Source organism: Microcoleus sp. Pol12B5, assembly GCF_036701335.1.
In the GTDB taxonomy this organism is placed as follows: Bacteria; Cyanobacteriota; Cyanobacteriia; order Cyanobacteriales; family Microcoleaceae; genus Microcoleus.
Genome location: NZ_JAUBQQ010000051.1, coordinates 18,233 through 43,310, shown reverse-complemented (window position 1 = coordinate 43,310; position 25,078 = coordinate 18,233). Strand labels below are relative to the sequence as shown.

Sequence of the window (25,078 nt, the reverse complement as noted above, 5' to 3'; positions counted from 1 at the left end):
ATTCATTTTTTTATGGTCACAATCAAGTATTGCATATAATTGTATCATAGTCTTGATAATGATTTAGGATTGCTATAGCCGCAAAACCTGATTCTAGCTTGCAGCTAGGGCAGTTACGCAGCACTGTTCCCGTGCAGACAATGCAGCTCGATCCCGGCGGATTTATCCCGATCGCGATCGGCAGTATGATAATTATTCTGGTGCTGCCACTGTTTTTTGGCGGATTGGTAGTAATTGGCGATCGCGAAGTTGGCATTGTCAGTAAAAAGTTTAGCTTCGGCGGCAAGTCTTTACCGCCCGGAGATTTAATTGCCTTAAACGGAGAAGCGGGATATCAAGCTGATACTTTGCCCCCCGGTTGGCACTGGGGTTATTGGCCTTTGCAGTACAACGTTCGCAAAGAGTCTCTAACTGTAGTTCCCCAAGGTGAAATTGGTTTAATTATCGCCGCCGCCGGCGAGTCGATTCCGCCGCAGTGCATCCTCGGCAAAATCACAGAATGCGACAATTTTCAAGATGCTCGCAAATTTCTTAAAAGCGGTGGAGAAAAAGGTCGCCAACTCGGCATTTTGACGGGTGGCAGCTATCGAATAAATACGGCATTATTTACGGTAATTACAGCAGCTAATGCTCCCAAACACGGGATGACAGCGGAACAGTTGAAACTGTACAAAATTGCTCCCGATAAAGTGGGAGTTGTGACAACTTATGACGGCGTTCCGATTCAAGATGGCGAAATTGCAGGGCCAATGATTCCGAATCACGACAACTTCCAAAACGCGCAAAAATTTATCACCGCTGGCGGGCGACGCGGTTTGCAGGAACAGGTTTTGCTTTCCGGTTCGTGGAACTTAAATCCTTGGTTTGTCGGAGTTGACCAAGTGCCGATGACCGAAATCCCGATCGGCTATGTCGGCGCGGTTATTTCTTATGTCGGCAAAACCTCAGAAGATGTGAGCGGCGCTGCTTTTACCCACGGAAATTTAGTAAATGTCGGCAATAAAGGGGTTTGGGTAACTCCCCTTTATCCGGGGAAACATCCGCTGAATACTCGCATTTTGAAAGTAGAGTTAGTGCCGACTACTAATATAGTATTGAATTGGTCTGGTAAAACAGAAAGGCACAGTTACGATTCTCAACTTTCGTCTTTAACCGTGCGTTCTCAAGACGGTTTTGCCTTTGATTTAGAAGTAGCTCAGATTATTCACGTCGGGGCTTTGGATGCTCCAAAAGTGATTTCTCGCGTAGGTTCGATGCAGAATTTAGTAGACCACGTTTTGCAGCCGACAATTGGCAATTATTTCCGCAATTCTGCTCAAGCTTATTCTGTATTAGATTTTCTCTCAGCAAGAAGCGGCAGGCAAGCGGAAGCAGCCGAGTATATCAAAGCAGCTTTGCGTACCTACGACGTGCAGGCAATTGATACTTTGATCGGGGATATTTTGCCGCCTGCAGAGTTGATGCAAACTCAAACAGATCGCAAAATTGCTGAGGAACAGTGCAAGACTTATGAGGTGCAGCAATTAGCACAAACTCAGCGGCAACAATTGGTGCGGGAAACGGCGCTGGCTGAGATTCAGCAAGAGATGGTGAAATCGGAACAAGGCGTGAAGATTTCTGAGTTGAAAGCGAATTCTCAGGTGAAACAAGCTCAAGGTGAAGCTGAGTCGATTCGAGTAAAGGGAAATGCTCAAGCTGAAGCTTATCGCGCGGGTGTTGTAGCTTTGGGAGGTTCGGGTTATACGGCTTTGCAGTTAATGCAAATTATAGGCGATCGCAATGTGCGAGTTGTGCCGGATGTTGCGGTAACAGGTAACGGTAGCGGTGGCGGTTTGGTTGATGGTTTGCTGGGAATGATGATGTGGAATCAAACGAGCAAAAATGGAGAAAATGGCGGGGAGTTACCTGTAGTTAACCTACAGAAATCGGAACCTGTGGCCAAGTTATCAGTAGCCCAGGTGAATTCTGTTAAGCCGTCGGCATCTCGCGCTAATTCCCCTGTTGCGAATTCTGAGGCTGATATGGATTCGCGATTTGATGAATTGCCGTTTGACGATCGATCTTTTAGTTAGGCTGTGCCGTTTGTAGCGAGGAATTCAGTCCTCTCTTATGGAAAGGGGGTATTATCAGTTTGTATTTGGGCGTGATACCTAGCCAAAAGTTCAGGTAATCTCCTCAACCCAAGGTCAGCTAATTCTGACCTTTTTTTATAGGTAACAACTCAACTTTTAACCAGCTATTTTTGCGAATAAGTGTTTTAAGCTTAAAAATTAATTGACATTGCAATTTCCAAAAGCTAGCCTAGCTTCAATTGGAGTTTACCTACTTAGCAATGAGAGTAAGTTATGCAATTTTCAACGATGGATTTAGATACATTCTGTCAGGCGAGTTTCCTGGGATTTGCGGCCTTAACAGCCTATATTCTCACACTGCTTCCCACAAATTTGAGAATTGTTTTCCCTCTGACAAAAAAAACGGGCTTTCCCCAATGGCTGCTGAAATATCGGCGTTTCATTGGTCTGCTCTCTTTCTTTTTAGCTGTAGCTCACGGATTCATATTTTTCAAACAAAGAAACTTTGATGTCTTCGATCTCAAAACTTATTTTGTTTACTTTCAGGGAGTATCAACATTCATTATTTTTACTCTCTTGGCTATCACGTCTAATGATTGGAGTGTGAAAAGGCTTAAGAAAAATTGGAAAAAATTGCAGAGTCTCACTTACCTTGCTATGTTTTTAGTAACCTGGCATATTTGGGATAAAATGGCCTATCACTGGACATATTTAACGCCTGTTGGAATTGCAGCGATAACCGCCATAATATTTTTATTCCTCTGTCGCACCTGGATTGAGCGCCAATCTAAACCACAAAAACATCAGCCAACCGCAGACAAAGTAACAGTGCTAAATAAAAGTGTTGGATAGCATTTATTAAAGTGAGAATCCAGCCGCAACCTCCGCGATAATTTTCGGGAATTGAAATCCGGAAGTTTATTTTACATAAACTTAGTTTTGGAGGTCATGTTTATGATATCAAAAGCCGTTAAATGGAAAAGTTTAGCCTTGACATTAACAGCAGTTGTAACTGCGGCGGGCATAGGCTTATACAGGTATTTTGCGGAATTAGAAACAACTGTATCGCAGTTTAAATCGGGGTTGCTCACTCAATATTCTAGCAGTTTTAAAGATAATTCAGGGTGGATTTACGCGATCGCACTCAGTCCAGACGGCAAAACTTTAGCCAGCGGCTGTTATAGCGGCATTATCAAAATCTGGAACTTGCAAACCGGCAAATTACTTTACACCTTAAAAGCACATACCGATGCAATTGAATCCCTCGCCATTAGTCCTGATGGCAATCTTCTGGCTAGCGGGAGTTGGGATAACCGGATTAAATTGTGGAATCTCAAAACTGGCATACTCATCAATACCTTGAAAGGTCATGCGGATGATGTCAAGGCAATAAGTATCAGTCCTGATGGAAGGTTACTCGCTTCTGGCAGTACCGACAAAACTGTAAAACTGTGGAATTTTCCCAATGGCAAACTACTGGGCACACTTCAAGATACAGACTGGATTCAATCTGTCGCTTTTAGCCCAGACAGTAAAATTTTAGCAACCGGCAGCGAGGATGGAACTATCAAGATTTGGTGGCTTGATGATGGCGGCAATTACACCCTGACTGGGCATTCCGGGCCCGTGACATCAGTTGCTTTCAGTCCTGACGGGAAAACTTTAGCGAGTGGCAGTGCGGATAAAACTGTTAAGCTGTGGCAGTTTACAAATGGCAAAGTTCTGCACACATTAATAGGACATTCCGGCCCGGTGCTCTCAGTTGCTTTTAGCCCGGATGGACAGGCTTTAGCTAGTGGCAGCTACGACAAAACTATTAAGTTTTGGAACTTAAAAACAGGTGAACTGATAACAAATTTTGCGGAGCATTCTAAGCCTGTTTGGTCAGTCGCTTTTAGTTCTCAAGATACTGTTTTAGCCAGCGGTAGCGCCGATGAAACTATTAAGTTTTGGCCTGTACCTGTCCCGCGTGCGACTCAGGTTAACTCTCCAGCACCAGAGGTAGAGGCAGCACCTTCTGAAATTATCTCCCCCGGTGAAATTGCACAGTTGAACCGGAAAGTTTACGACCAAATTGACAAGAATTGGCGATCGACTCCCACCTTCAGCACTTCATTAGTTTATCGCGTTGCCGTGAATGAAGAAGGGGTAATTACAGATTGTCAGCCGCTGAACCAAGCAGCGGGTGATTTTATTCAACAAGTTTCTCTTTCTTCGTTTCGTAAGGCTGGTAAAAATCAGCATTTTTCTCAATTTAAGGTAGTCTTAAAACCCTCTGGTGTTCTGGAAGTCAGCCCGTGGGAAGGGTGGAGCTAATCCTACTAATTATCTAGAAAATTCGGTTTGATGAGGGATTTTTGAATTACTGAATCGCTCGATATTATTGTCTTCTGGTTCTTCCTTCTTTCTCCTTTTATTTCACTCATAACTCTTGATGCAATTCATCGCGGTTGAAAAGTTTGTACCGATCGCAGTACAATCGATCAATATTGCATCTGAGGAATCTCCCCATGTCAGAACAGTTTTCCACTGAGATTAGCGATCGCATCTGCGCTCACATGAACGAAGACCACGCTAGTGCTGTAGTGCTGTACGCTCAAGCATTTGGCGGCAAACCAGAGGCAACGGAAGCTCAAATGCTCGCTATTGATGCCAACGGCATGGATTTAAACGCTAAAGTCAACGACGAAACAGTGCCCGTCAGAGTAAATTTCGATCGCACTTTAAAAGACGCCGAAGATGCTCACCACACTCTCATTGAAATGGTGAAACAAGCTCGAAAAGTTGCTAAGTAGTCAATTGCGTACTAGGCTGTTATAATTTTAATGTTTGCAGTACGGAATTTAGTCCGCTTAAATAGTTGTTAAGGACTAACATCCTTACTACAAACCTTTAGTTAGGTGAAATTATTTTAAAGACTAAAATCCTGACTGCAAGCCAAATATTTAATAAAGTTTAATTCCCCTCTAAAATATCCACTAAAATGACAGAAAATTACCCAACCCCCAAAGAATTAGATGTCGTCAATGGCAGTAAAAATAACCATTTCGAGGCACTGGTAAAGCGACTAGATTTGATGATTCGCGCCCGCTATTCGCTGCTGTACATTGTCGGCGCGGAGGAGGAACCGGTCGAAGCCGTAATTGCCCAAGTAGCGCTGCAAGTAACTCCCGCGCGCCGGGTGTTGTTCTGGGATCTCGTGCGGGGCTGGGAGGATAACGGTTCTGGGAAAGGTTCGGTAATGGCGGCGCTCGATCGCGTCAGCAAAACCGCTGTTGAAGAATATACCATATTTGTGCTGCGGGATTTGCACCCGATTTTGAAATATCCATACAGCGAAAAAAATGCGCCGGTAGTGCGGGAATTGCGGAATTTAACGCGGGAATTGAAGCGTAGCAAAAAAACTATAGTTCTTACTTCTCATACGCTGGAATTGCCGGAGGAATTGAAAGAAGAAGTCACAGTAATTGATTTTCCTTTGCCCAACGTGCAAGAAATCGACAGTTTAATTTCCCACGTTGTCGAAAAGCCACAACAGTTGCAAGTTAGCGGTTTAGCAAGGGAACAATTGGTTAAAGCTTGTCAGGGTTTGAGCCGCGCTAGAATCGGACGAGTTTTGGCTAAAGCTTTGGCCGCCAAACAGCAAATTAACGAGTCAGATATTGACGGAGTTTTGGAGGAAAAACAGCAAGCAATTCGCCAAACGGGCATTTTGGAGTTTTTTAACTCCAGAGAATCCCTAAAAAGTGTGGGCGGCTTGGAGAATTTGAAACAGTGGGTAAAAATGCGGCAAGATGCTTTTACTGACGAATCGCGTCGCTACGGCATACCGAATCCGAAAGGAGTTTTGTTAGTAGGAATTCAAGGAACTGGCAAATCTTTATCTGCGAAAACAATAGCCTCAGAATGGCGTTTGCCACTGTTGCGATTGGATACTGGGAGATTGTTTGGCGGCGTGGTCGGGGAAAGCGAAAGCCGCGTCAGGCAAATGATACAATTAGCAGAGGCGATCGCACCGTGCGTTTTGTGGATCGATGAAATAGATAAAGCCTTCGGCAACATTATCAGCGGCAGCGACGGCGATTCGGGAACTTCGCGGCGGGTATTCGGCAGTTTGATAACTTGGATGCAGGAAAAAACCAGTCCGGTATTTATTGTCGCAACTGCAAATAACGTGCGGATTTTGCCGGCAGAGTTGCTGAGAAAGGGCAGATTTGATGAAATTTTCTTTTTGAATTTGCCCTCAGAATCGGAACGGCAAGATATTTTTAAAGTGCATTTGCAGCGACTGCGGCCAACTAGATTGCGGGAGTTTGATTTGACGGTTTTGGCAAAACGCGCTGAGAATTTTAGCGGTGCAGAAATCGAGCAAGTTGTAATAGATGGGTTGTATCGGGCCTTTGGCACGTTTGTAAACGGACAGCGCCGGGATTTGATGACGGAGGATATTTTGAGGTCGATCGAGGATACAGTACCTTTAGCTGCGATCGCGCGATCGCAAATTGAAGATTTGAAGCGCTGGGCGGCTGAAGCAGGCGCGAGAACAGCTTCTAACGATACTCACTTAATTGATGAATTGAAACGCTACAGCCAGCGGCGAAGGGATGCGATCGACAATTAACCCAATTTGTAGGGTGCGTCAGTTCGTGTCCAATTAATTCTCAAACAAATTCCCTCTGACTCACATTCTTAATCGTATGATGCGTCATTTCCTGGCTGATTAATTCTCTCAAATATCTCCCGTTATGACGCAGCATACTACTACAAACCCAACCTAAAAACATCAGCAAGAATAGAATTCTTTTCAATTATTCTCCCCGCATCCGGCGAATCGTAAACCACTAACAGCGAATTCTGCCCGTCCAAATAGGGAAACAGGCTCAATCCCTCAGCATTGTCCGTACCAACCTTAAAAGGCAAGTCAAACAATACCTCCAAATCTCCCCCATCTTGTCCACTAATACTGTCGCCCGATCGCCCTAAAATTCCCCTCAACCGAAAAACCCTCGTCGCCCCAGATAAAGTCATCGTCGGCCCTGCTAAAACAATTAAATCTTCCCCCTTCCAGCACAATTCTCGCACGCCCAAACCGTTCAAATCGAGAAAATGTTTGTTGTACAATTTCCCTCCTTTTCCAATTTCCTTAAGCCTTAAAACTCCCGGTTCTGCCTCTTCAACTTCTATTTCTAAAATTATCGCCCAACCCCGCAGCACCGGCCCCCGCAAACCGAGCAAAATGCGATCGCCCCGCACCGCCAACCCTTCAATATCAAAGCCATTTTCTTTACTCGGAATCGGCACAGATAAATACAAGCCGAGGTGGCTGTCATCTTTGAGCGCGTCTGTCAGCAAATTGCCTGTTTCTGTCCGCTGAAGACATCCCGCTTTCAGTTGGGTTTCGGGATTGTTTGAAGGGGAAATTGACTCGCACAAAATTCCGTCTTTCATAGGAATGCGCGCCAGCAAATAGCGGTTGACCTCTGTCTCGATTTGTGCTAATTTTTCAATATCTTTGTCGGCGTCTTTGCCTTTAGTTTTTTTGCGTTTTGTGCTGTGAGAACCGACCAGCCAAAGATAATCGCTGCTGAAATCCATTCCTTCGATATCGATTTCGCATTTTCCAGGTAGATCGATAAAATCTGCGATCGCAAATCTTTGATGTTCTCCAAAAATATGAGGCGCGACAAGCGACAAACGCTCGATCGAAGTCGTCTCATCGGAACCCAGCCACAAATGACCATCGGGAGTTAAAGCGACAGCGGATAAGTCTGTAATGATATCAGCGACTTCGCTGTTGAATTGCAGCAGCAGCCGGCCGAGCAAAAAAGATTCTGGCATAATTATTAGGATCAAAACTATTCTTAGGGTAAGTCATTATAGTTAAACCTGCTTGAAACTGAGATCTTGCCACAGGTGTAATAGTCCGCCAGGAATTCCTTCTCCGTCTCAAAGCTGGCATTCAGTTAAAACTGAGAGGTTGCACCATTCTCAATAAAGCTTTTACGGGCGGGCTAGGAGCAAGGGCCACAAGAACATTTAATTTTTGTGGAACAGGCATCTTGTCTGTTCATGACAGAGGTGCAAGATTTGAGTTAAAACCGACTGAAAACAAAAACAGAAAATTAAAAAAGATATCCTCCTCAAGCCTCATAGCAAAAACTTCCGTTTTGAGATAAGAATATTTAACCCCTAGCGGGCAAAACCGCAGTCGGCGGTAATTATTCAGCAAACCGAACCTCCACAGACGGATAACACCCTAATTGAAGCATTAACATCGCCGTTACGTTTCGTTACGATAAGGAGACAGAGAGAAAAACCTCTCATTCGTAAAATCAGAGGTAGCCATTATGAACGGTACATTTCGCGTCGGCAACCTGTTTGGGATTCCCTTCTTTGTCAACGCATCTTGGTTTTTAGTTCTGGGTTTAGTAACCTGGCAGTACGGCGGCGCATTAGCTGCCCTGTTTCCCACATTGGGCCCCGTAGCGCCCTGGATGCTGGGATTATTCACCGCGTTACTGTTATTTGCTTCCGTCTTAGCCCACGAATTAGGACACAGTTGGGTAGCCATTAAACAGGGAATTGGCGTGAAATCGATTTCGCTATTTCTGTTTGGCGGACTAGCTAATTTAGAAAGAGAATCTAAAACCCCCGCAGAAGCATTTTGGGTAGCCATTGCAGGCCCGTTGGTCAGCTTATTGTTATCCGGTTTGTTAACAGCGATCGGCATCGGTGCTGGTCTCACAGGCCCCGCAGCGGCCATCGTCGGACTTTTAGCTTCCATCAACTTAGTTTTAGCCTTATTTAACTTAATTCCCGGTTTGCCCCTCGACGGCGGCAACATCCTCAAAGCAATTGTCTGGAAAATTACTGGCAACCCTTACAAAGGTGTAATTTTTGCTAGCCGCGTTGGTCAAATAATTGGTTGGATTGCCATTGCTACAGGCATCTTTGGCAATATTTGGAATCTAGTAATCGGTTGGTTCTTACTGCAAAATGCCGGTCAATCTGCCCAATATGCCACAGTCCAAAATCAACTGGCAGGCCTGACAGCCGCAGATGCTGTTACCGCCGAAAGTCCGATCGTCTCCCAAGACTTGTCCCTCAGAGAATTTGCCAACAACTACGTGATCGGTAGCACTCAAACCTGGCGCAGATTCCTGGCAACAGATGATGCCGGACAATTGGTAGGTGCGATCGACCTAGACGACCTCAAAACCATTCCTACCGGAACTTGGCCCCAAGTTTTAGTCAAAGAACTCCTGAAGCCGATCGAGTTTTCCACAACAGTCAAACCAGAATTATCCCTCCTGGAAGTCGTCACCCTTCTGGAACAACTCAAAGTACAAGAACTCCCCGTCATTCGCGAAAATGGTGTCCTCGTCGGACTTGTAGAAAAAGCTGAAATTGCCCGCCTGTTACAAAGACGAGCCGAAGCTAACCCTGCTTGATATCCTCCGATACTTGACAAATAAGAGTTAACCCCCTCGATTTCCCCTTACCAAAAGGGTGATCGGGGGGGTTAACTCTAGCTTGAAAAAAGTCAATTCAAACACTCAATTATTAGCAGCAAATCAAGCATGATAATTATCGGAGTGTATTGAGCATCTGAGCGAGGATTTTATGCCGTATCATGACTATTGTGGCAGTCGCTAAAACAACTGTTTTGGGAGCATCAATGCAGAACAGCTACTTTATAGATAAGGTGAGCTTAGCAGCACTCGAAAACTCAGCAATCTACAGCTCAATTTCAGCAATCAAATCTAGTATTTTTTGATAATCAAAATTATATAGATGATTCCTCAGAACTTCCGCAAAAACATCATTATCGCTGCCGATTTCCTCAATAGTTGTGGCAATCAAGTCGAAGTCAGCCTCACGAACTGCCTGTTTTAGATTGCTCGTCCATTCTGGGGAAACTTTTGGCTTGGAGTCCAGCGTAAATATTGCAGCACTATCAGATATTTTTTCTTGTACCATACTTGAACTCTGCGATAAATCATTGACTTCAACATATTTATTGATGACTTCACCAGCACCCACTGCGGTAACAACTTGAATATCAAACTTGAAGACAGTCCCTTGTCCCACTTCGCTCTCGACGGTAATGTCGCCGCCCATTAATCTTATGAACTCGCGGCTGATGTTTAATCCTAAACCCGTACCTGTTTGAACTTGCTTTTCTGATGAAGTTTGCACCAATAATTCAAATATGGTTTCTAATTTTTTCGGGAAAATACCAACTCCTGTATCGGCTATTTCAAACCCAATAAAAATAGTTTTTTGATGTCCTCCAATATTTAAGTAGTTTTTGGTAGGCTTATTGATTCCTAATTGTTTGTGCCATACTGTGACGGAAACTGAACCTGTTTCGGTAAATTTAACCGCATTATCTAAGATGTTGATCAGCACTTTTCTCAGCTTAATATCATCAGTTTGCACGTATTGGGGGACATCACAAGAGCAGTCAATAATTAATTGCAATCCTTTATTTGCCGCCGGAATCTGAAACATATTTTGCACATCCCCCAGCAAGCGGTAAAAGTCAAAAACTTTGGCGTTGAGTGTCATGCGCCCAGCTTCTATTTTAGATAAGTCTAAAACTTGATTGATCAGTTGAAGCAGGTGTTCTCCGCTGCGGCGAATAATTTTGATATTTTCTTGTTCCGGCAAAGTTAAATTAGCGCTTGGTTCCATTAATTGAGCGAAGCCGAGAATGGCGTTGAGGGGGGTTCGCAATTCGTGGCTCATGTTGGCGAGAAAGAGGCTTTTAGTTTTGTTGGCAGCTTCTGCGGCTTCTTTGGCTTGTTGAAGTTCTTGTTCTGCTTGTTTGCGATCGCTCGTATCAATAATTATGCCGTGCCAGACAATATCTCCATTTTCGCGCAATTCTGGTCGAGAATATCCTTGCAGCCATTTGAGTTTTCCTGATGCTGTCACAATCCGCCACTCGTGGGAAAATGGTTCTATATCAGTGGCACTTTTGACAAACGCCTCGAAGTGGCTGGAGCGATCGTCCGGGTGTATTTGTTCGTAGAGTAAAGCAGAGTTGTTCTGGATTTCCTCCGGCTCTAATTCTTGAATTTCTCGGCATAGAGGACTGATATATTCCATCTTGACTGAGCCGTCGGGATGCTGCACGAATATGTAAAGTTCTCCGGGAACAGTGTTCGCTAATTTGTGAAACAGAGCTTCGCTTTTTTGCAAGGCTAATTGTGCTTGTTTGCGATCGCCAATATCAATCCCAAATCCAAACAAAAAATCGAGGCTGCCACCTTCGTCGAGCACCGGTGTGCCGTACCACTCGACTAACAAAGTTCGATCGTCAGAAGTGAGAATGCGATGTTCGTTAACCGTTTGCTCCCGCGCTGTTACGCCCGTAAAAATTGAATGTAATCCGGCTCGATCGCTTGGGGGTACAAATGTCGCTAAGTAATCCTTGCCTACAACTTCTGTGGCAGTATAGCCCACCGCTTCCAGAATACTGTGATTCGCCAGCAGGATTTTACCCTCAGAGTCGATCGCCACAAAAAAAATAGGAGAATTTTCGATAATCTTTAAGTTAAAGTCGCGCTCTTGACGGATAATTTTTTCAGCTTGCTTGCGCTCCTCAATTTCGAGCTGCAAGCGGGCATTGATCGAGGCTAGCTCGATCGTGCGATCGACAACTTCAATTTCCAGAGTACGGTTGTAGTCAGCCAATATTTGCTCTGCGTGTTTGCGAGCCGTAATATCTTTAAAAACAGTAAGAACATAAAGGATATTCCCCGCACCGTCAAACACCGGCAGCGCTCGCACTTCCAAACGAATATTTTTCCCGTCTCGGCGAATATCCATATCTTCAGCAATCACCTCCAAGCCACTCAACGCCCGCACAAACGGCATTTGCTCGGCAGGGTACAGTTGATTAGTGCCTGTTATATAAATTTGATAAGCTTGTGGTAGCTCTTGTGCGGTAGCATCGGGCATTTCTCCCCTACCCAATATCTGCTCACCCGCCGAATTCATGAAAATAACTGCGCCGCGCGGATTCATCGCCGAGACTCCAACAGGCAAATTTTCTATCAGTTGGGCAAATTTTTCTTCACTTTCTGCCAAAGCTTGAAAAGACTGTTTCAGTTGAGCTGCCATCTCGTTAAAAGACTGGGCTAATTCGCCGACTTCCTCAAGCCTACTGACAGTAACAGGGCGATCAAACTCTCTGGCGGCAATATCTTTAGCTGCTTCGTTGAGCCGCAGCAGCGGCAGCGTTACCCACCTCGCTGTCAGCACTCCGGCAATTGTCGATAGCAGCAGCGCCGCCAAACAAAGTAAAATTGTAGCGCGCGTATTTTTGTTAATTTGCCCCATGAAATCGGATTCGGGAACTGCGATCGCAATCAGCCAGTTCAAACCGTAAACATCAGAAAAAGGCAGCACTTCCACAAAATATTCCTTCCCATCTCGGCTAAATTTCAGTTGCTGCCGCTGCTTAATGTCGCCAAACCCCCCGAAGTGTTCGTACAAATATTTAGCTGCGGTGCGAATGACAGGAGTTTGGCTGTCTAAAACATTCACCCGCTGCAGTTGCTGCTTTCCAGACATCTTCCTAAAGGGTGATTCTTGACTCGAACTGGCAACCAGCAAGCCAGATCGTTCGATCGCGAAAATTTGTCCCGTTTTGCTAAGCTTAATGCGATGCAGATATTGCTCAAGCTCCGAAAGCGAAAAGTCTACGCCACAAACTCCCAGCAATTTACCATTTCGATCGCGAATCGGTTGGCTGCCAGCAATAAAAACAGTCCCAGGATTAAAACCCGGATAAATGCTCGTCCAAATCGGTTTATTAGCTGCGACAGCTTCTTTGTACCAGGGACGGAGACGGGCATCGTAGGTTCTGGGTTCTGCCTTTAATTTAGCGGTGCGAGTGCCTAGGCTGTCTGTAGCGTAGTAAATGCTCTGAAACTTGGTAGACTTGTTTGCCGCGACAATTTGCAAGCTGTTATCCGTGGGGTTGCGCCAAATTCCGAGATATTCTCCTGATTTTTCCGCACCGAGGGAAATCCACTGAATGCTTTTAAACGAGCGCATTTGCTGCCAGAGGAACTTCTCTCCCCGAGGCTGCGGCTTTTCTAACTGTAAGTTTAATTCACCGCGCTCGATCGCTTCAGCGTTAAGTTGATTTACCCACTGGGTAGGTTCGAGAAAAGAAATCAGCTTTTCTTCAACTCTCTTTCCCGTCTCCGCGATCAATTTATCCGCGAGTTCTTCGACTGCTTTGTCTCCGTTGCGAAAGGACAGATACCCGACAATCCCGACTACGGCGACGATTTGCAGCACAAAAGAGGCCACCAGAAGGCGACGCAGGGAGATTTTTGTTTGGTGTTGAGAAGTTTTACTCGCGAATCGGGGCAACGGCATAGGCTGATGACTAATTGCTCCCTAACACTTTAACTGTTCCAGCCTGTAATTTCACTTAGGGGCAATCGAGGTGTTTCCTTGCCCTCAAAACCCCTCCCACAAAGACACAAATCAGGAGCAAGCACGAGACTTATACAATTTTAGATTTTAGATTTTAGATTTTAGATTAAATAATTCCGAATGAATGATGAAGCTCTTGCTTTCGAGCTTCGCTACAGTTGCACTCTTTTTTTCAACGAGTATGACGCACTGTTAGCTGAGAATACCTCCGCCATTTTCTTGCTTTCGTGAGTTTCCTAGCTCAACCAAACCTGATTCTTGCGTGGAACCTCGACCATCGAAACTCAACATTCATCCGTTAAATCCGCTATACAATCCCTTGGTGAACATCCATGCGTTACATCCGTTACATCCGGTAGCACAATCCGTTGCCGAACTTCTCTTTAACAGCTACGCGGAAAATCCCCCGCTTGTCCAAACGGATAGAGCGAGGGGCGAGAATAGGTATTCTCGGAAAATATAAAGTAGTGGCAGTGGCTGTTGTCGAGCCATTGCCATCTATAGAAGCCATACTATTTGAGGCTCACAGAAAGATTTCAGAGCCAATTGTCTGCTTGCAGTCAATGCTTGAAGTCAAACCAACCTGTTCAAGCAAGAAGTCAAAGCAAGTCGTAAAGGCCTAGGCTACTTCTTCTTCTCGATCAATTTGGCGCAGGTGAATGTGCTTGCGTCCCAGAGAGATTTCAAATTCATCTCCTGGCTGGAGTTCCATCTGTTTGGTGTAGGCAGCTCCAATCAGTAAGTTGCCGTTAGATTGAACGCTAATCCGATAGCTGGCAGAGCGTCCGCCACGTCCATTGCCGTTTTGCTTCCCGTCTAGCTGAATGCCTTCTGCATCAATCAGCGCATTGAGGAATTTCATCATGTTGACCCGTTCTACGCCGTTCTTGGTAACGGTGTAGTAGCCACAGGCTCTAGCTTTTTCTTCCTTGGTAAGGTTCTCTAGGTCTTTGACCTTTTTGATCAGATCTTCGCCTTCAAGGGGTTCGATATTTTTCTTTTTAGCCATTTACTGAGTCCTGAAATATTCAACTGGTGTACGGATTTTTTCTCGGTTGGTTTTTGGTTTGACCAAGAAACTTTAGCTTTATAGCTGGTCGTAAAACTATATTACACCGATCGGCTCAATTGTTAACCACTATTATCTAAATATTTTTAACAACCTGCAGTATTTCTTGAGGAGTAGCTGCAACCGATGCGAGCAATCTCTAAACTCGGTAGCATAAGCTATCAGCTATCAGCTAGCTGAATATTTGCCCCGCTCTTAAAATCCCATGAAGTTAACCACACGCGGACACTACAGTGTCAAAGCATTACTGGATCTAAGTTTGCAACCTCGCTATGGCCCGACATCGGTGAAATCGATAGCGAAGCGACAGGAGTTACCTGCTCCGTATCTAGAAAAATTGCTGATTGAAATGCGACGAGCCGGTTTAGTCCAATCTGTTCGGGGTTCCCAAGGAGGATATCAATTGGCCCGCCAGCCCGCTCAAATCTCTTTAGGACAAATCTTAGAGGCTGTAGGTGAAACTATTGAACCTTTACCTCGACATTTTCCCGACGCGACGCAAGCAGAGGACTGGGTAACATTCAGTTTGTGGAACCGATTGCACAAAAAACTTGCCGAAGCGCTGTACAGTATTTCCCTCGAAGACTTATACTATGATGTCCGCAGTTGGCAAGCGGCTCTTGGCGAAGAAACTAGCTTTATCATTTAAATGGTAAGTTCATTCATTCGATCGCCAGCAAGCACACATGGACGCAACACTTGTTACTTACTTTGGTGGCTGTCACTGCGGAGCTGTCCGCTTCCGTGTCGCCGTTGACAAACACGAAGCATCAGATTGCAACTGCTCTATCTGCAAAAAGAAGGGATTTTTGCACCTCATTGTGCCGCCGGAACGTTTTACCTTGCTCAGTGGCCAAGATGTTTTGACCACCTATACATTTAATACAGGAACTGCTCAACATACTTTCTGCGGAATTTGCGGCATTCACTCGTTCTATCGCCCCCGATCGCATCCCGATCATTTCGATGTCAACGTCCGTTGTCTTGACTCAGATGCCATCGAACACTTTCAGATCCTACCCTTTGACGGTGTTAATTGGGAGGAGAACGTACACTTGCTCGGCGACTAAACTAATCTCAGCAGTTAGAGCAACCACGCCTGATAATGATGAGGTTTTGAATTGCTCAAACCCTTGCCTTTATTGCTTCTTCCTTCTTCCTTCTACAATAAAATCGCCCCTCAAAAAATCAAAGTCGGCAAGGGTAGCAGGAGTTAAAATCTGCTCTCTGGGGCGATTGCTCCTGCTCTGACAATCAAGGAAGATGCTTCGAGTCCCCGGAGGCATCCGTGGAGCGAGAAAAAACCTCCTCGCTCCCCATCGCAAGTCCCCGGATTGATCGGTGGGGTCGCTTTCTTCAATTCTAAAATCTAAAATCTAAAATCTAAAATCTAAAATCGATTGACGGACTATCAAGTTTGACAAAATATATAATGATGCCGGATGAATTTCCTGTTTTGATTTTAGCTGCGGTGTTGGATTATTCGATCGGCGATCCTTGGGGTTGGCCGCATCCCGTGCAGGCGATGGGTTGGGCGATCGACCGCTATACTCGACTTGTCTTTAATATATGGAATAATCCCGCAGGCAAAATGCCTGAAGCAGAGAATCGTCCCGCTGGCGATCGGCACAAACTGCTGCTACGATGTGCTGGTACAATACTAGCGATCGGGCTGATTGTAGGCAGTTATACTGTCAGTTGGTCGATCGTCCAAGCTGCTAGTTGGGTGCATCCTCTTTTAGGTATTGCCATACAGACCATTTTGCTGGCAAGCTGTTTTGCAGGTCGCAGTTTGAGGGCGGCAGCAGAGGATGTGCTAGCACCTTTAAATGTTGGAGATTTAGTCAAGGCGCGAGAAAGGTTGAGCCTTTACGTCGGCCGGGATACCGAAAACTTATCCGAGCCAGAAATTCTGCGAGCATTGTTAGAAACTGTAACAGAGAATGCAGTCGATGGCGTGACAGCACCGCTATTTTATGCCTTACTTGGGTTCGCTCTGCCGCATCTATTATTAAGTGTTACCGGTTCGCAGATCGATCCTAACTCGATGTGGGCGACTGCTATAGTCCCCTTGGCGATCGCTTACAAAGCAGCCAGCACATTAGATTCTACGATCGGCTACAAAGAAGCCCCATACACAGATTTAGGATGGTTTAGCGCCAAACTAGAAGACGTGCTGACGTGGATTCCTTGCCGGCTAACAGTGATTACTTTAGCCGTTATATCGGGCAAACCGATTTACATTTGGCAAATTTGTCAGAGAGATGCTGTTAAAGATGCCAGCCCCAATTCCGGTTGGAGCGAGTGCGTTTACGCCGCCATCTTGGGAGTACAACTAGGAGGTACTAATTCCTATCGCGGAGTTCTCAAACACAAACCGCTGTTAGGCGAGCCGGATCACCCTATCACAGCGCCGCTAATTTGCCAAGCATTGCAATTAACTCGGTATTGCTTTCTGATTTGGTTGGGACTATCATTGCTTTTTTATACCTTATTATGTTTGAGCCGCTAACTGATGACCTCACCCGAACAGTCCAGGAGACATAAATAACGTATTTCTGTCATTGTTCGCCCGCTTGCAAGCAATCCCAGCATTTGCTTTTCATCCATTCGGGCTAAGTGCAGCAGAAGACAGAGATCAGCCACCCACAAAAGCAAAAAAAAGTTTTGACTTTTGTTCAAACCCCCAGATTCCTCTGTCAAGTCAATCTCAAATCTCAAATCTCCAATCTCCAATTGTTCGATATGCCAACAGCCAACAATTAGCTCGCAGCAACCTATGACTAAAATTATCGAAATTTTATCCCCTGATGAAGTGAGGCGCACTCTCACCCGCGTCGCTTCCCAGATTGTCGAAAAATCAGGGAATCCCTCGGAGTTAGTGCTGTTGGGCATTCATAGTAGAGGAGTGCCTTTAGCTCAAATTTTGGCAGATCAAATTGAAGTCCTCGAACAAGTCAAAGTACCCGTGGGCGCTTTGGATATTACCTTTTACCGAGATGACTTGGATCGAGTTGCGATGCGGACACCAGCTAAAACAGAAATTCCTTTCGATTTGACGGGCAAAACCGTGGTGTTGGTAGATGACGTTATATATAAAGGCAGAACGAGTCGAGCAGCTTTGAATGCGGTCAACGATTACGGGCGGCCGGAGAAAATTTGGTTAGCGGTATTAGTCGATCGTGGTCACCGAGAAGTACCGATTCAGCCAGATTTTACGGGTAAAAAGTTGCCGACTGCAAAGGAAGAACAAGTTAAGGTTTACGTTCAAGATCTCGACGGGCGCGACGGAGTGGAGTTAATTAAGGGTTGATAAGTAGAAGGAAAAAGGAAGAAGGAAGAAGGAAGAAGGAAGAAGACTTACACAGCAAGCTTGAGCGCGAGCCGTATTTTTCGTTTAATTAGGTGGATCTACTTATCGTTTCCGTTGGCATCGGAATCATAATTTTCTGAGGTCGCAAGTGCGATCGACGCGCGCGGAGCCAAGATATCTCCACAAGGAGTCGATCAATCGAATGTCTAGTTTGCAGCGATCGCACTTGCGACCTCAGAAACCTGGTTTCTACGTAGATTTATCGTTACTCAACAGACTTCTTGCAAAAGTCCTTTCGATCAAATTTTCGGACGGGCAAGATTCCCATCCCACAAGAGAAAAAACTTTTTGTGGGGCGGGCATCTTGCCCGTCCCAGCTATTTTTGCAAGAGGTCTAACGTAAAAATTCGGAGAAACCTGGTTTCTCGCCTCCCATGCGTCGAGGGAAGAAACCCGGTTTTGGGTTCACGGGGGGAGCGTCGTGATTGATTTTAAATCGGCAGTGCAGGAGTTGAACCTGCCTGGGGCGAATTATGAGTTCGCTGCCTAAACCGCTCGGCCAACTGCCGTTAAGTCGATTTGTTCGACCTAACTGAAAATGAATTATAACATAATTTCTCAGTCCGTGCTAGAACTAGAGAACAAAAATCAAAATCTTTAGATCTGCTGAGTCCCGATCGCCTGTTAGCCAATGTTAGGCAAGCCGATCGACCGGGCAAAGCAGTTTCTAGGACTCGGCATAAACTTATAGGCAATGGCAGTGAATTCGACGGTAATTCTGACTCTAATTCTGCTCGCTCTCATGTTTGGAGCAGGCGTGACGAGTTCTGTTTGGGGATTTACTATAGGTCGCGAAGCCTTGCAAGGAACGACTCAACCCGATGTTCGTCCCAGCAACAATGCTGGCAGCGGCAAGCCTGGAAAGACGGCTAGTAAAGACCAAGTGAGCATTTTGAAAGAAAAAGACATTCTCACAACCGTCAAAGCACGGGTAGAAGGTCGCGATCCAGAAAAAACGGCCGGGGCAAATACTAAAACAGAGAAGGCAAGCTCTAAACCAGCCGCGGCAAAAAAACCGGCTGCACAAAATGCTAGCGCCAAGTTTCCCCTGAACAGTCGCGACGGAGGAATAACCCTGGAAGTGAGCGCGGCCAGTCAGCGCAACAATTCCATGCTGCTAGACGTGAGCATGAAAAATGAAGGCTCGCAAGCTGTGAGGTTTCTCTACAGTTTCTTGAACGTCACTGACGATCGTGGCCGGGCCCTGAGCGCGACTGCCGAGGATTTGCCGTCGGAACTGCCCCCCAACGGGCAGGTGTTTTACGGTACGGTGAGTATTCCCACAGCTTTGCTGGAAAATGCTAAGGAAGTTTCGCTGACGCTGACAGATTATCCAGGTCAAAAACTTCAGTTGCAAATATCTGGCATTCCAGTGGCGAAGTAAAACAAAAGGAGCAAAACCTCCAAAGGGATTCTCACGTTTGATCGAGAAAGTTTTTTTAGGGAGCATTGTGTCACTTTTAGGGGCGAGAGTGCAGGACATATCTGATTTACCCGCGATGAGTTGGACAGAGGTGCTGTCGCGGTTGCTGTCAGTGCTGTTGCTGATTGCGATCAATGCTTTTTTTGTGGCGGCTGAGTTTTCGATGGTGACGGTACGCCGATCGCGCATCAATCAGTTAGTGGAAGCTGGCGACGTGGCAGCTTTAACTGTGCAATCTTTGCAGCAAAGTATTGAGCGATTGCTCTCGACAATGCAGTTGGGAATAACTCTTTCTAGTTTAGCTCTCGGCTGGATTGGGGAAAGTACGATCGCCGTGCTAGTCCGAATGTCGATCAGCTATTTGCCGCTGCCAATTTACATCAAGTCGGCGATCGCCCATTCTTTTAGCATATCAATAGTAACTTTTTTGTTGCTAGCTTACGTGCAAATCGTACTGGGCGAACTTTTTCCCAAATCTGTAGCGTTGCTGCATTCCGAACAGCTAGCCAGAAGTTTAGGGCCTCCGAGTTTATTGATTGCCCGTGTGTTCAAGCCCTTTGTGTCGTTTCTCAATCAATCTACTCGATCGCTCTTGCGGTTTGCGGGCATCGAATACGATCTAAGGCACCGGCCGGTTACTCCCGAAGAACTGCAATTAATTATAGCTACCTCCAGCGAATCCAGTGGCTTGGAAGCAGAAAAGCGAGAATTGCTCAACAACGTGTTTGAATTTGGCGAAGTTTGGGTAGAAGAAGTAATGGTACCCAGGCCTAGCATTGTCGCACTTCCCAAGACGGCAACCTTTCAAACTTTGCTCGACGAAATGGCGATTTCTCACCATTCCCGCTATCCCATGACGGGAGATTCTTTAGACGACATTATCGGCATTATTGGTTTCAAACAACTGGCAAAACCCCTAGCTGAAGGTTTGCTATCTCCCGACACGCCAATTTTACCTTGGATGCGTTCGGTGAGGTTTGTACCGGAGATGATGCTGCTGGGGGAACTGCTGCCTTTGATGCAGAGTTCGTCGGAAGAAATTGCGATCGTAGTCGATGAATTTGGCGGCATTTCCGGGTTAGTTACACTGCGGGATTTGATAGCCGAAATTATCGGCCGCAGCTACGAGTCGCCCGACAGCAAAGAAATTGCTTTGCAAGTATTGGACGATCGCACTTATTTAGTGCAAGCGCAGTTAAATTTAGATGATGTGAATCAAATATTGAATGTGGATCTGCCAGTAACTGACGAATATCAGACAATCGGAGGTTTTCTGAGTTATCAGTTGCAAAGAATGCCGGCAGTGGGGGAAGTTTGGCGCGGAGAAAATGTGGAACTTACGGTTGTTTCTGTGTGCGGGCCGCGGTTGGATCAAATTCAAATTCACTTGTTGTCAGAGGCGGCGGGCGATCGAGCTTTAGATGGAATTACAGCAGCGGATGAGGAAGTTGTGGGGAAAGGGCGAAAGAATAGCGGGGTAAGTAGTGTGGCGAAAATTTCTAGTTGAGCATATTTTAGCGGTATCGGCTCAATAAGTAGGGGTAGCAGTTATTCGTAGAAGTTCACGGGGGTAGCAAAAACCAAAAAAATCTGATAAGGTGAGGCACCTGGAGAAGACAGTGCCGGAATTAATGGCGGCAATCAGCCCAGCAGAGTGGGCGCAAGTGCCAGATAGTGTCCTCGAACTAATTTACGAATTAGTGGGTAGGATGGATCGGGTTGAACAGGAAATAGCGGAACTGAGAACAGAAAACGAGCTTCTCAAGGAGCAATTAGCCAGAACTTCGGCAAATTCATCATAACCACCATCGAAGAATCCTCAAGGATTTAAGCCCAATCGAAAGGAACCCACCGGCAAGAAGCGGGGTGGGCAACTAGGACATTCGGGACACGAACGGAAGCTATACCCGACCCAAATGTGTCAAGAAGTAATCAACCATTACCCGCAGCAATGTAGTGGATGTGGAGGCATCCTAGGGATTGAAAATAGTGGTCAAGCCTACCGCATTGGTGACAAGTTAAGGAAAAAGGGAAATTTTCAAGGGTAGTATTTCCATGGGTTTTGGAGCGTAGGAAACTTATGACAGACAAGTAATAGAGGGATTGTGAGCAGCCATGACCAGCACCCGAAAAACCAATCGAGACCACGCGAAAAAAACACACAGACCAATGGTGGAAGATGAAGTAATTGCAGAGCAACTGGAAAGATTGCTGACACCGGCCATTACAAATCAACAAAATTACTACCGAAAATTAGGACTCAGAGAGCGGATCTTGAATTTACCGTTGATGATGGCTGGGGTGTTAATTTTACTGTGGCGAGACGTAGCATCCGTGAGAGAGCTGACAAGAATCTTAGCCAGAGACGGTTTTCTGTGGTGTAATCCGATAAAAGTTAGTCAACAAGCGGTGTCACAATGATTTTTGACATTTCCTGCGGAGTTATTTAAAAAAGTATTTAAAGATTTATTGCCCAATCTCTCTTCAGCTTGGCATAGTAGAAATCAACGTCCGTTGCCAGAAAGTATTCAATTTACCTTGTCAAAATTCGAGAAAATTTGGATAATAGATGGCTCAATATTGGAGGCGCTATGAATGAAAACTACAAAGCTTAGAATCACTTCAAAAAGGACAATTAGCCGGAAATATAATTACAGTCATTGATTTAGTAACCAGATTGTCTGTTGAGATTTGGTTTGAAGAAAATCCCAAAGCTTCTGATACTAGGGCTTCGGTTCAGTATTAAGAGTTGACAAGAAAAGAGATGTATGCAATTACCCGGTCAATGAGTTAGACTCTAGGCCCGGTTTAATTGGCCGAACCTGATCCATTCGAGCAATGACATGAAGATTATGAACAACAGCGACTCGCCGTAAATCGAAGAGATTTTTCCGCTGTCGCTCGATACCGAGCACGATTCCCCTACCAATGGCCAATATGAGCCAGAGAGTGTTCAACTGTAGTACGTTTTCTCAATTCTTGGCGACCAATAGCAGTGGATTGACGTGCTCGCAACTCTTGCATTAAGGCTTCATCAGGATGAATTGATACACTCCGTCATCTTTTACTATTCGTGCAACCAGATATCAGAGGACAAATTGCACATTCATTCTGAGGAAAATGAACAATTTTTCCGGGTTAAAATGGGATACTTACCTGATTAGGACAGCTAATTAAATGCGTATCCCAGTCAAGAAAAAAATAATTTTTATCAAATAATCGAGAATTTTTGACCGGCCACGCCTTACAAAATATTTGTAATTTATCATCCCGTTGTATCACCCAATGACTAGATAAATAAGCCCGATCGATATGTAACTCAGATAGGTGAATATTTTGAAATTTTAAGTCACGTTATAGGTCAATTGTAGCAGCGGATTCTGGAGTATTGGCGCGTGTCAACGCCACCGCGCAAACTACACCACTCTCTAAATCTTTAAGAACGTGGCGTTTATATCCATCTATTTTTTTATAGCGGCTTTTACGCCCATGCCGCATCTCGGGGTATTCAATAGAAATGCGACGATCTTTGGCGCTCCCTTTACTTAAACTCGGAACGCCTTGTGAATCGAAAGTTACATTCTGAGATTCAATCACTCGGGCAACATCCAGAGTCTCTTGGACTACTTCAAATTCATCACAATTAGACTGGCTTTGCATCCATTCTTCCACTGAATTTAAGCTACTTAGGATAATTAAGAGTGCATTTTGACGCTCTACTGGATTATCCTAGTTTAAATTATAGGCCGTTTTTAAGCTAGAACTATTAAGGATGGGTGCACCTGCTTCCAGGGCAATTTCTGCTGGCTCCCGCCCCTGCACAGCAGCTATCATACTCACCGTCTTACGCTCATCATGACCCAAGAGATTATATGTATCTTCGACTTTACCAGCTCCCCATAAAGGTGAGAAATCTAAAGCTGCTTTCAGTTGAGATGAGCCAAATCCACCTTATCGAGAACTAACTGCCAACGTTGATCCATGAGCATTTCTTCAATTACTTCATCGTCAGAAATGCCTAAGTAGGCTTGCAGAATAATTGCCAGAGCAATTTGTGCAGGATGAACTGGGCCCTGACCTACTGTGCTGTCTTTAAAAATTGTAGCAAGTTCTTCTTGAAACTCATCATTAAATATGAATGAACGGTTGAGCCCTAGAAACGTGAATAACTTGGCTCGTTTAATGCGCTTGATAATCAACGCTTCTGTTTCTGAGAGTTCAATTGGAGGATGCCATAAGGGAGGACGCATAAGGTTTCTTCCTTCTTTCTGATTGTGAGAATTTAACATGCTTCTCAATTCACTTATCATTTCCCGTCTGTTTTGTCAACACCGCATACTGAACCGATGCTCTAAAAATAAATGCGTATTCTGGTTCCACTAGCGCTAATCGCGTATTTGAAATCGGCTTAAGAAGCGCAACAGCATCCAAAACTCTAAAGCGTTTTATCATAGTTTCAGAAAAGCTGAAATTCAACAAGGGTTAGAATTAGTTGAAGTAATTTCCCCGAAGTACCTTCTCAAGGTTTTTAGGGGCAGGTTTAGTTAGGATATACGCAATCGCAGCGAGTTTACACCTTTCACGCACCCGCCCTCCCCACGCTAGGATTTACCCATTACTTAGGCCTTAAGTTCGCGCTGCTAAACTCAGAAGCCACAATCATCGACCCAATCCCCGCATCCGTAAATATTTCTTGCAGCAAAGCATGAGGAATTCGACCGTCAATAATGTGAGCACCCTTCACACCCTGAGCCAAACTCCGCACACAACAATTAACTTTCGGAATCATCCCCCCAGAGACAACTCCCGACTCAACCAACTCTCTTGCTTCTTGAATATCTAACTTAGCAATCAGACTATCCGGCTTGTGATAATCCTCTAAAATTCCCGCAGTATCAGTCATCAAAATCAACTTTTCCGCTCCCAAACCAGCCGCAATCTCTCCAGCCACCGTGTCAGCATTAATGTTGTAAGATTGACCGTTTTCATCGGCTGCCACGCTCGACACCACCGGAATATAACCGCTGTTCACCAAAGACTCCAAAATCTGGATTTTCACCCCGCTAACTTCACCCACAAACCCAATTCCCTCGCGGCCATCTGGACGAGCTTGAATCAGATTGGCATCCTTGCCACACAATCCCACTGCTTTGCCGCCAGCTTGGTTGATTAAGGAAACAATTTCCTTATTTACTTTCCCCACTAAAACCATTTCTACAACTTCCATTGTCGCCGCATCAGTCACTCTCAAACCATCCTTAAATTGTGGCTCAATCCCTAATTTTTCCAGCCAAATATTAATTTCAGGGCCGCCGCCGTGAACCACAACCGGACGCATCCCCACGCAAGCTAGCAGCACAATATCCCGAACCACCTTGTCTTTGAGATTGCTATCTTTCATCGCCGCACCGCCATATTTGACGACTATGGTGCGACCGGCAAAGTGTTGAATGTAAGGCAGTGCTTCGGACAGCACCTCTACTCGATTAGTGTCCGAATTCCTAACAAAATCGCTTTGTTTGAGCATGGGTAAATTACAAAAGACTAAAAACTTAATTCTAAACTTTAATGGCTAAAGCACATATTAACAGCCACAAAAATCACTTTTTCCCTTGAAGTTATGGACGCACAGGCTCGATCGCCTTTATTGAACCCCATCCTCAAAAAATTCATAGGTTTTT

Annotated in this window: 18 protein-coding genes, 1 tRNA gene and 2 pseudogenes; 14 read left to right on the top strand and 7 right to left on the bottom strand. The window is 45.2% G+C overall.

Features of this window, described 5'->3' with window-relative positions; all coding sequences use genetic code 11:
* Positions 1-140: 140 nt before the first annotated feature.
* The 5 genes from QUA24_RS19580 (at position 141) to QUA24_RS19560 (ending at position 6,693) form a co-directional block, all read left to right on the top strand.
* Positions 141-2,072 (top strand): flotillin family protein, encoded by a 1,932-nt coding sequence (locus QUA24_RS19580; protein WP_333231416.1) that lies wholly within the window; start codon positions 141-143, stop codon positions 2,070-2,072.
* A 273-nt stretch (positions 2,073-2,345) separates the two neighbouring features.
* Entirely contained in the window at positions 2,346-2,924 is a 579-nt protein-coding gene (locus QUA24_RS19575) for a ferric reductase-like transmembrane domain-containing protein (protein WP_333231414.1), read from the top strand.
* Between the two features lie 102 nt (positions 2,925-3,026).
* The gene (locus tag QUA24_RS19570) at positions 3,027-4,388 is read left to right on the top strand and encodes a WD40 repeat domain-containing protein (RefSeq protein WP_333231411.1); all 1,362 of its coding nucleotides are present in this window, start codon (positions 3,027-3,029) and stop codon (positions 4,386-4,388) included.
* Between the two features lie 194 nt (positions 4,389-4,582).
* A complete protein-coding gene (locus QUA24_RS19565; RefSeq protein WP_333231409.1) occupies positions 4,583-4,867 on the top strand; it encodes a DUF2470 domain-containing protein in 285 nt (94 codons plus the stop codon).
* Positions 4,868-5,055: 188 nt separating this feature from the next.
* Positions 5,056-6,693: an AAA family ATPase gene (locus tag QUA24_RS19560; RefSeq protein WP_333231407.1), complete on the top strand. Its 1,638-nt coding sequence runs from the start codon at positions 5,056-5,058 to the stop codon at positions 6,691-6,693.
* 140 nt (positions 6,694-6,833) lie between these two features.
* Here QUA24_RS19560 and QUA24_RS19555 read toward each other — a convergent pair whose 3' ends face one another.
* Positions 6,834-7,910: a DUF3616 domain-containing protein gene (locus tag QUA24_RS19555; protein ID WP_333231405.1), complete on the bottom strand. Its 1,077-nt coding sequence runs from the start codon at positions 7,908-7,910 to the stop codon at positions 6,834-6,836.
* 509 nt (positions 7,911-8,419) lie between these two features.
* On the opposite strand from QUA24_RS19555, the gene QUA24_RS19550 reads away from it, so the two are divergent.
* Positions 8,420-9,523 carry a site-2 protease family protein gene (locus QUA24_RS19550; RefSeq protein WP_333231403.1) on the top strand — a complete coding sequence of 368 codons (1,104 nt, stop codon included), beginning with the start codon at positions 8,420-8,422 and terminating at the stop codon, positions 9,521-9,523.
* Positions 9,524-9,809: 286 nt separating this feature from the next.
* On the opposite strand, the gene QUA24_RS19545 is transcribed toward QUA24_RS19550, so the two are convergent.
* The 3 genes from QUA24_RS19545 to QUA24_RS19535 all read right to left on the bottom strand — a co-directional run bounded on the left by QUA24_RS19545 (position 9,810) and on the right by QUA24_RS19535 (position 14,541).
* Positions 9,810-13,472 (bottom strand): PAS domain S-box protein, encoded by a 3,663-nt coding sequence (locus QUA24_RS19545; protein WP_333231402.1) that lies wholly within the window; start codon positions 13,470-13,472, stop codon positions 9,810-9,812.
* Positions 13,473-13,878: 406 nt separating this feature from the next.
* A complete protein-coding gene (locus QUA24_RS19540; RefSeq protein WP_333215706.1) occupies positions 13,879-14,043 on the bottom strand; it encodes a hypothetical protein in 165 nt (54 codons plus the stop codon).
* A 108-nt stretch (positions 14,044-14,151) separates the two neighbouring features.
* Positions 14,152-14,541: an AbrB family transcriptional regulator gene (locus tag QUA24_RS19535; protein WP_333060228.1), complete on the bottom strand. Its 390-nt coding sequence runs from the start codon at positions 14,539-14,541 to the stop codon at positions 14,152-14,154.
* A gap of 265 nt (positions 14,542-14,806) precedes the next feature.
* On the opposite strand from QUA24_RS19535, the gene QUA24_RS19530 reads away from it, so the two are divergent.
* The 4 genes from QUA24_RS19530 (at position 14,807) to pyrR (ending at position 17,914) form a co-directional block, all read left to right on the top strand.
* A complete protein-coding gene (locus QUA24_RS19530) occupies positions 14,807-15,250 on the top strand; it encodes an Rrf2 family transcriptional regulator (protein ID WP_333077293.1) in 444 nt (147 codons plus the stop codon).
* A gap of 37 nt (positions 15,251-15,287) precedes the next feature.
* The gene (locus QUA24_RS19525) at positions 15,288-15,671 is read left to right on the top strand and encodes a GFA family protein (RefSeq protein WP_333215708.1); all 384 of its coding nucleotides are present in this window, start codon (positions 15,288-15,290) and stop codon (positions 15,669-15,671) included.
* A 362-nt stretch (positions 15,672-16,033) separates the two neighbouring features.
* Complete coding sequence (cbiB, locus tag QUA24_RS19520) at positions 16,034-17,113, top strand: adenosylcobinamide-phosphate synthase CbiB (RefSeq protein WP_333231400.1); 1,080 nt, start codon at positions 16,034-16,036, stop codon at positions 17,111-17,113.
* A gap of 267 nt (positions 17,114-17,380) precedes the next feature.
* Positions 17,381-17,914, top strand: coding sequence for a bifunctional pyr operon transcriptional regulator/uracil phosphoribosyltransferase PyrR (pyrR, locus tag QUA24_RS19515; protein ID WP_333083995.1), 534 nt, complete (start codon positions 17,381-17,383; stop codon positions 17,912-17,914).
* Positions 17,915-18,410: 496 nt separating this feature from the next.
* On the opposite strand, the gene QUA24_RS19510 is transcribed toward pyrR, so the two are convergent.
* Positions 18,411-18,483: transfer RNA gene (locus QUA24_RS19510), tRNA-Ile, on the bottom strand.
* 185 nt (positions 18,484-18,668) lie between these two features.
* Between QUA24_RS19510 and QUA24_RS19505 the strand changes: the two genes are divergently transcribed.
* From QUA24_RS19505 to QUA24_RS19490, 4 genes and pseudogenes are all read left to right on the top strand, one after another.
* Complete coding sequence (locus QUA24_RS19505; RefSeq protein WP_333231399.1) at positions 18,669-19,358, top strand: hypothetical protein; 690 nt, start codon at positions 18,669-18,671, stop codon at positions 19,356-19,358.
* Between the two features lie 115 nt (positions 19,359-19,473).
* A complete protein-coding gene (locus QUA24_RS19500) occupies positions 19,474-20,904 on the top strand; it encodes a hemolysin family protein (protein ID WP_333231418.1) in 1,431 nt (476 codons plus the stop codon).
* Between the two features lie 91 nt (positions 20,905-20,995).
* Complete coding sequence (locus QUA24_RS19495; RefSeq protein ID WP_333231397.1) at positions 20,996-21,199, top strand: hypothetical protein; 204 nt, start codon at positions 20,996-20,998, stop codon at positions 21,197-21,199.
* Between the two features lie 367 nt (positions 21,200-21,566).
* Positions 21,567-22,125: pseudogene (locus QUA24_RS19490) on the top strand (IS4 family transposase); the annotation flags it as partial.
* Positions 22,126-22,171: 46 nt separating this feature from the next.
* Here the strand turns inward: QUA24_RS19490 and QUA24_RS19485 are convergent.
* Positions 22,172-23,647, bottom strand: a pseudogene (locus QUA24_RS19485) (transposase).
* 365 nt (positions 23,648-24,012) lie between these two features.
* Positions 24,013-24,924: an acetylglutamate kinase gene (gene argB, locus QUA24_RS19480; protein ID WP_333034924.1), complete on the bottom strand. Its 912-nt coding sequence runs from the start codon at positions 24,922-24,924 to the stop codon at positions 24,013-24,015.
* Positions 24,925-25,078 lie beyond the last annotated feature (154 nt).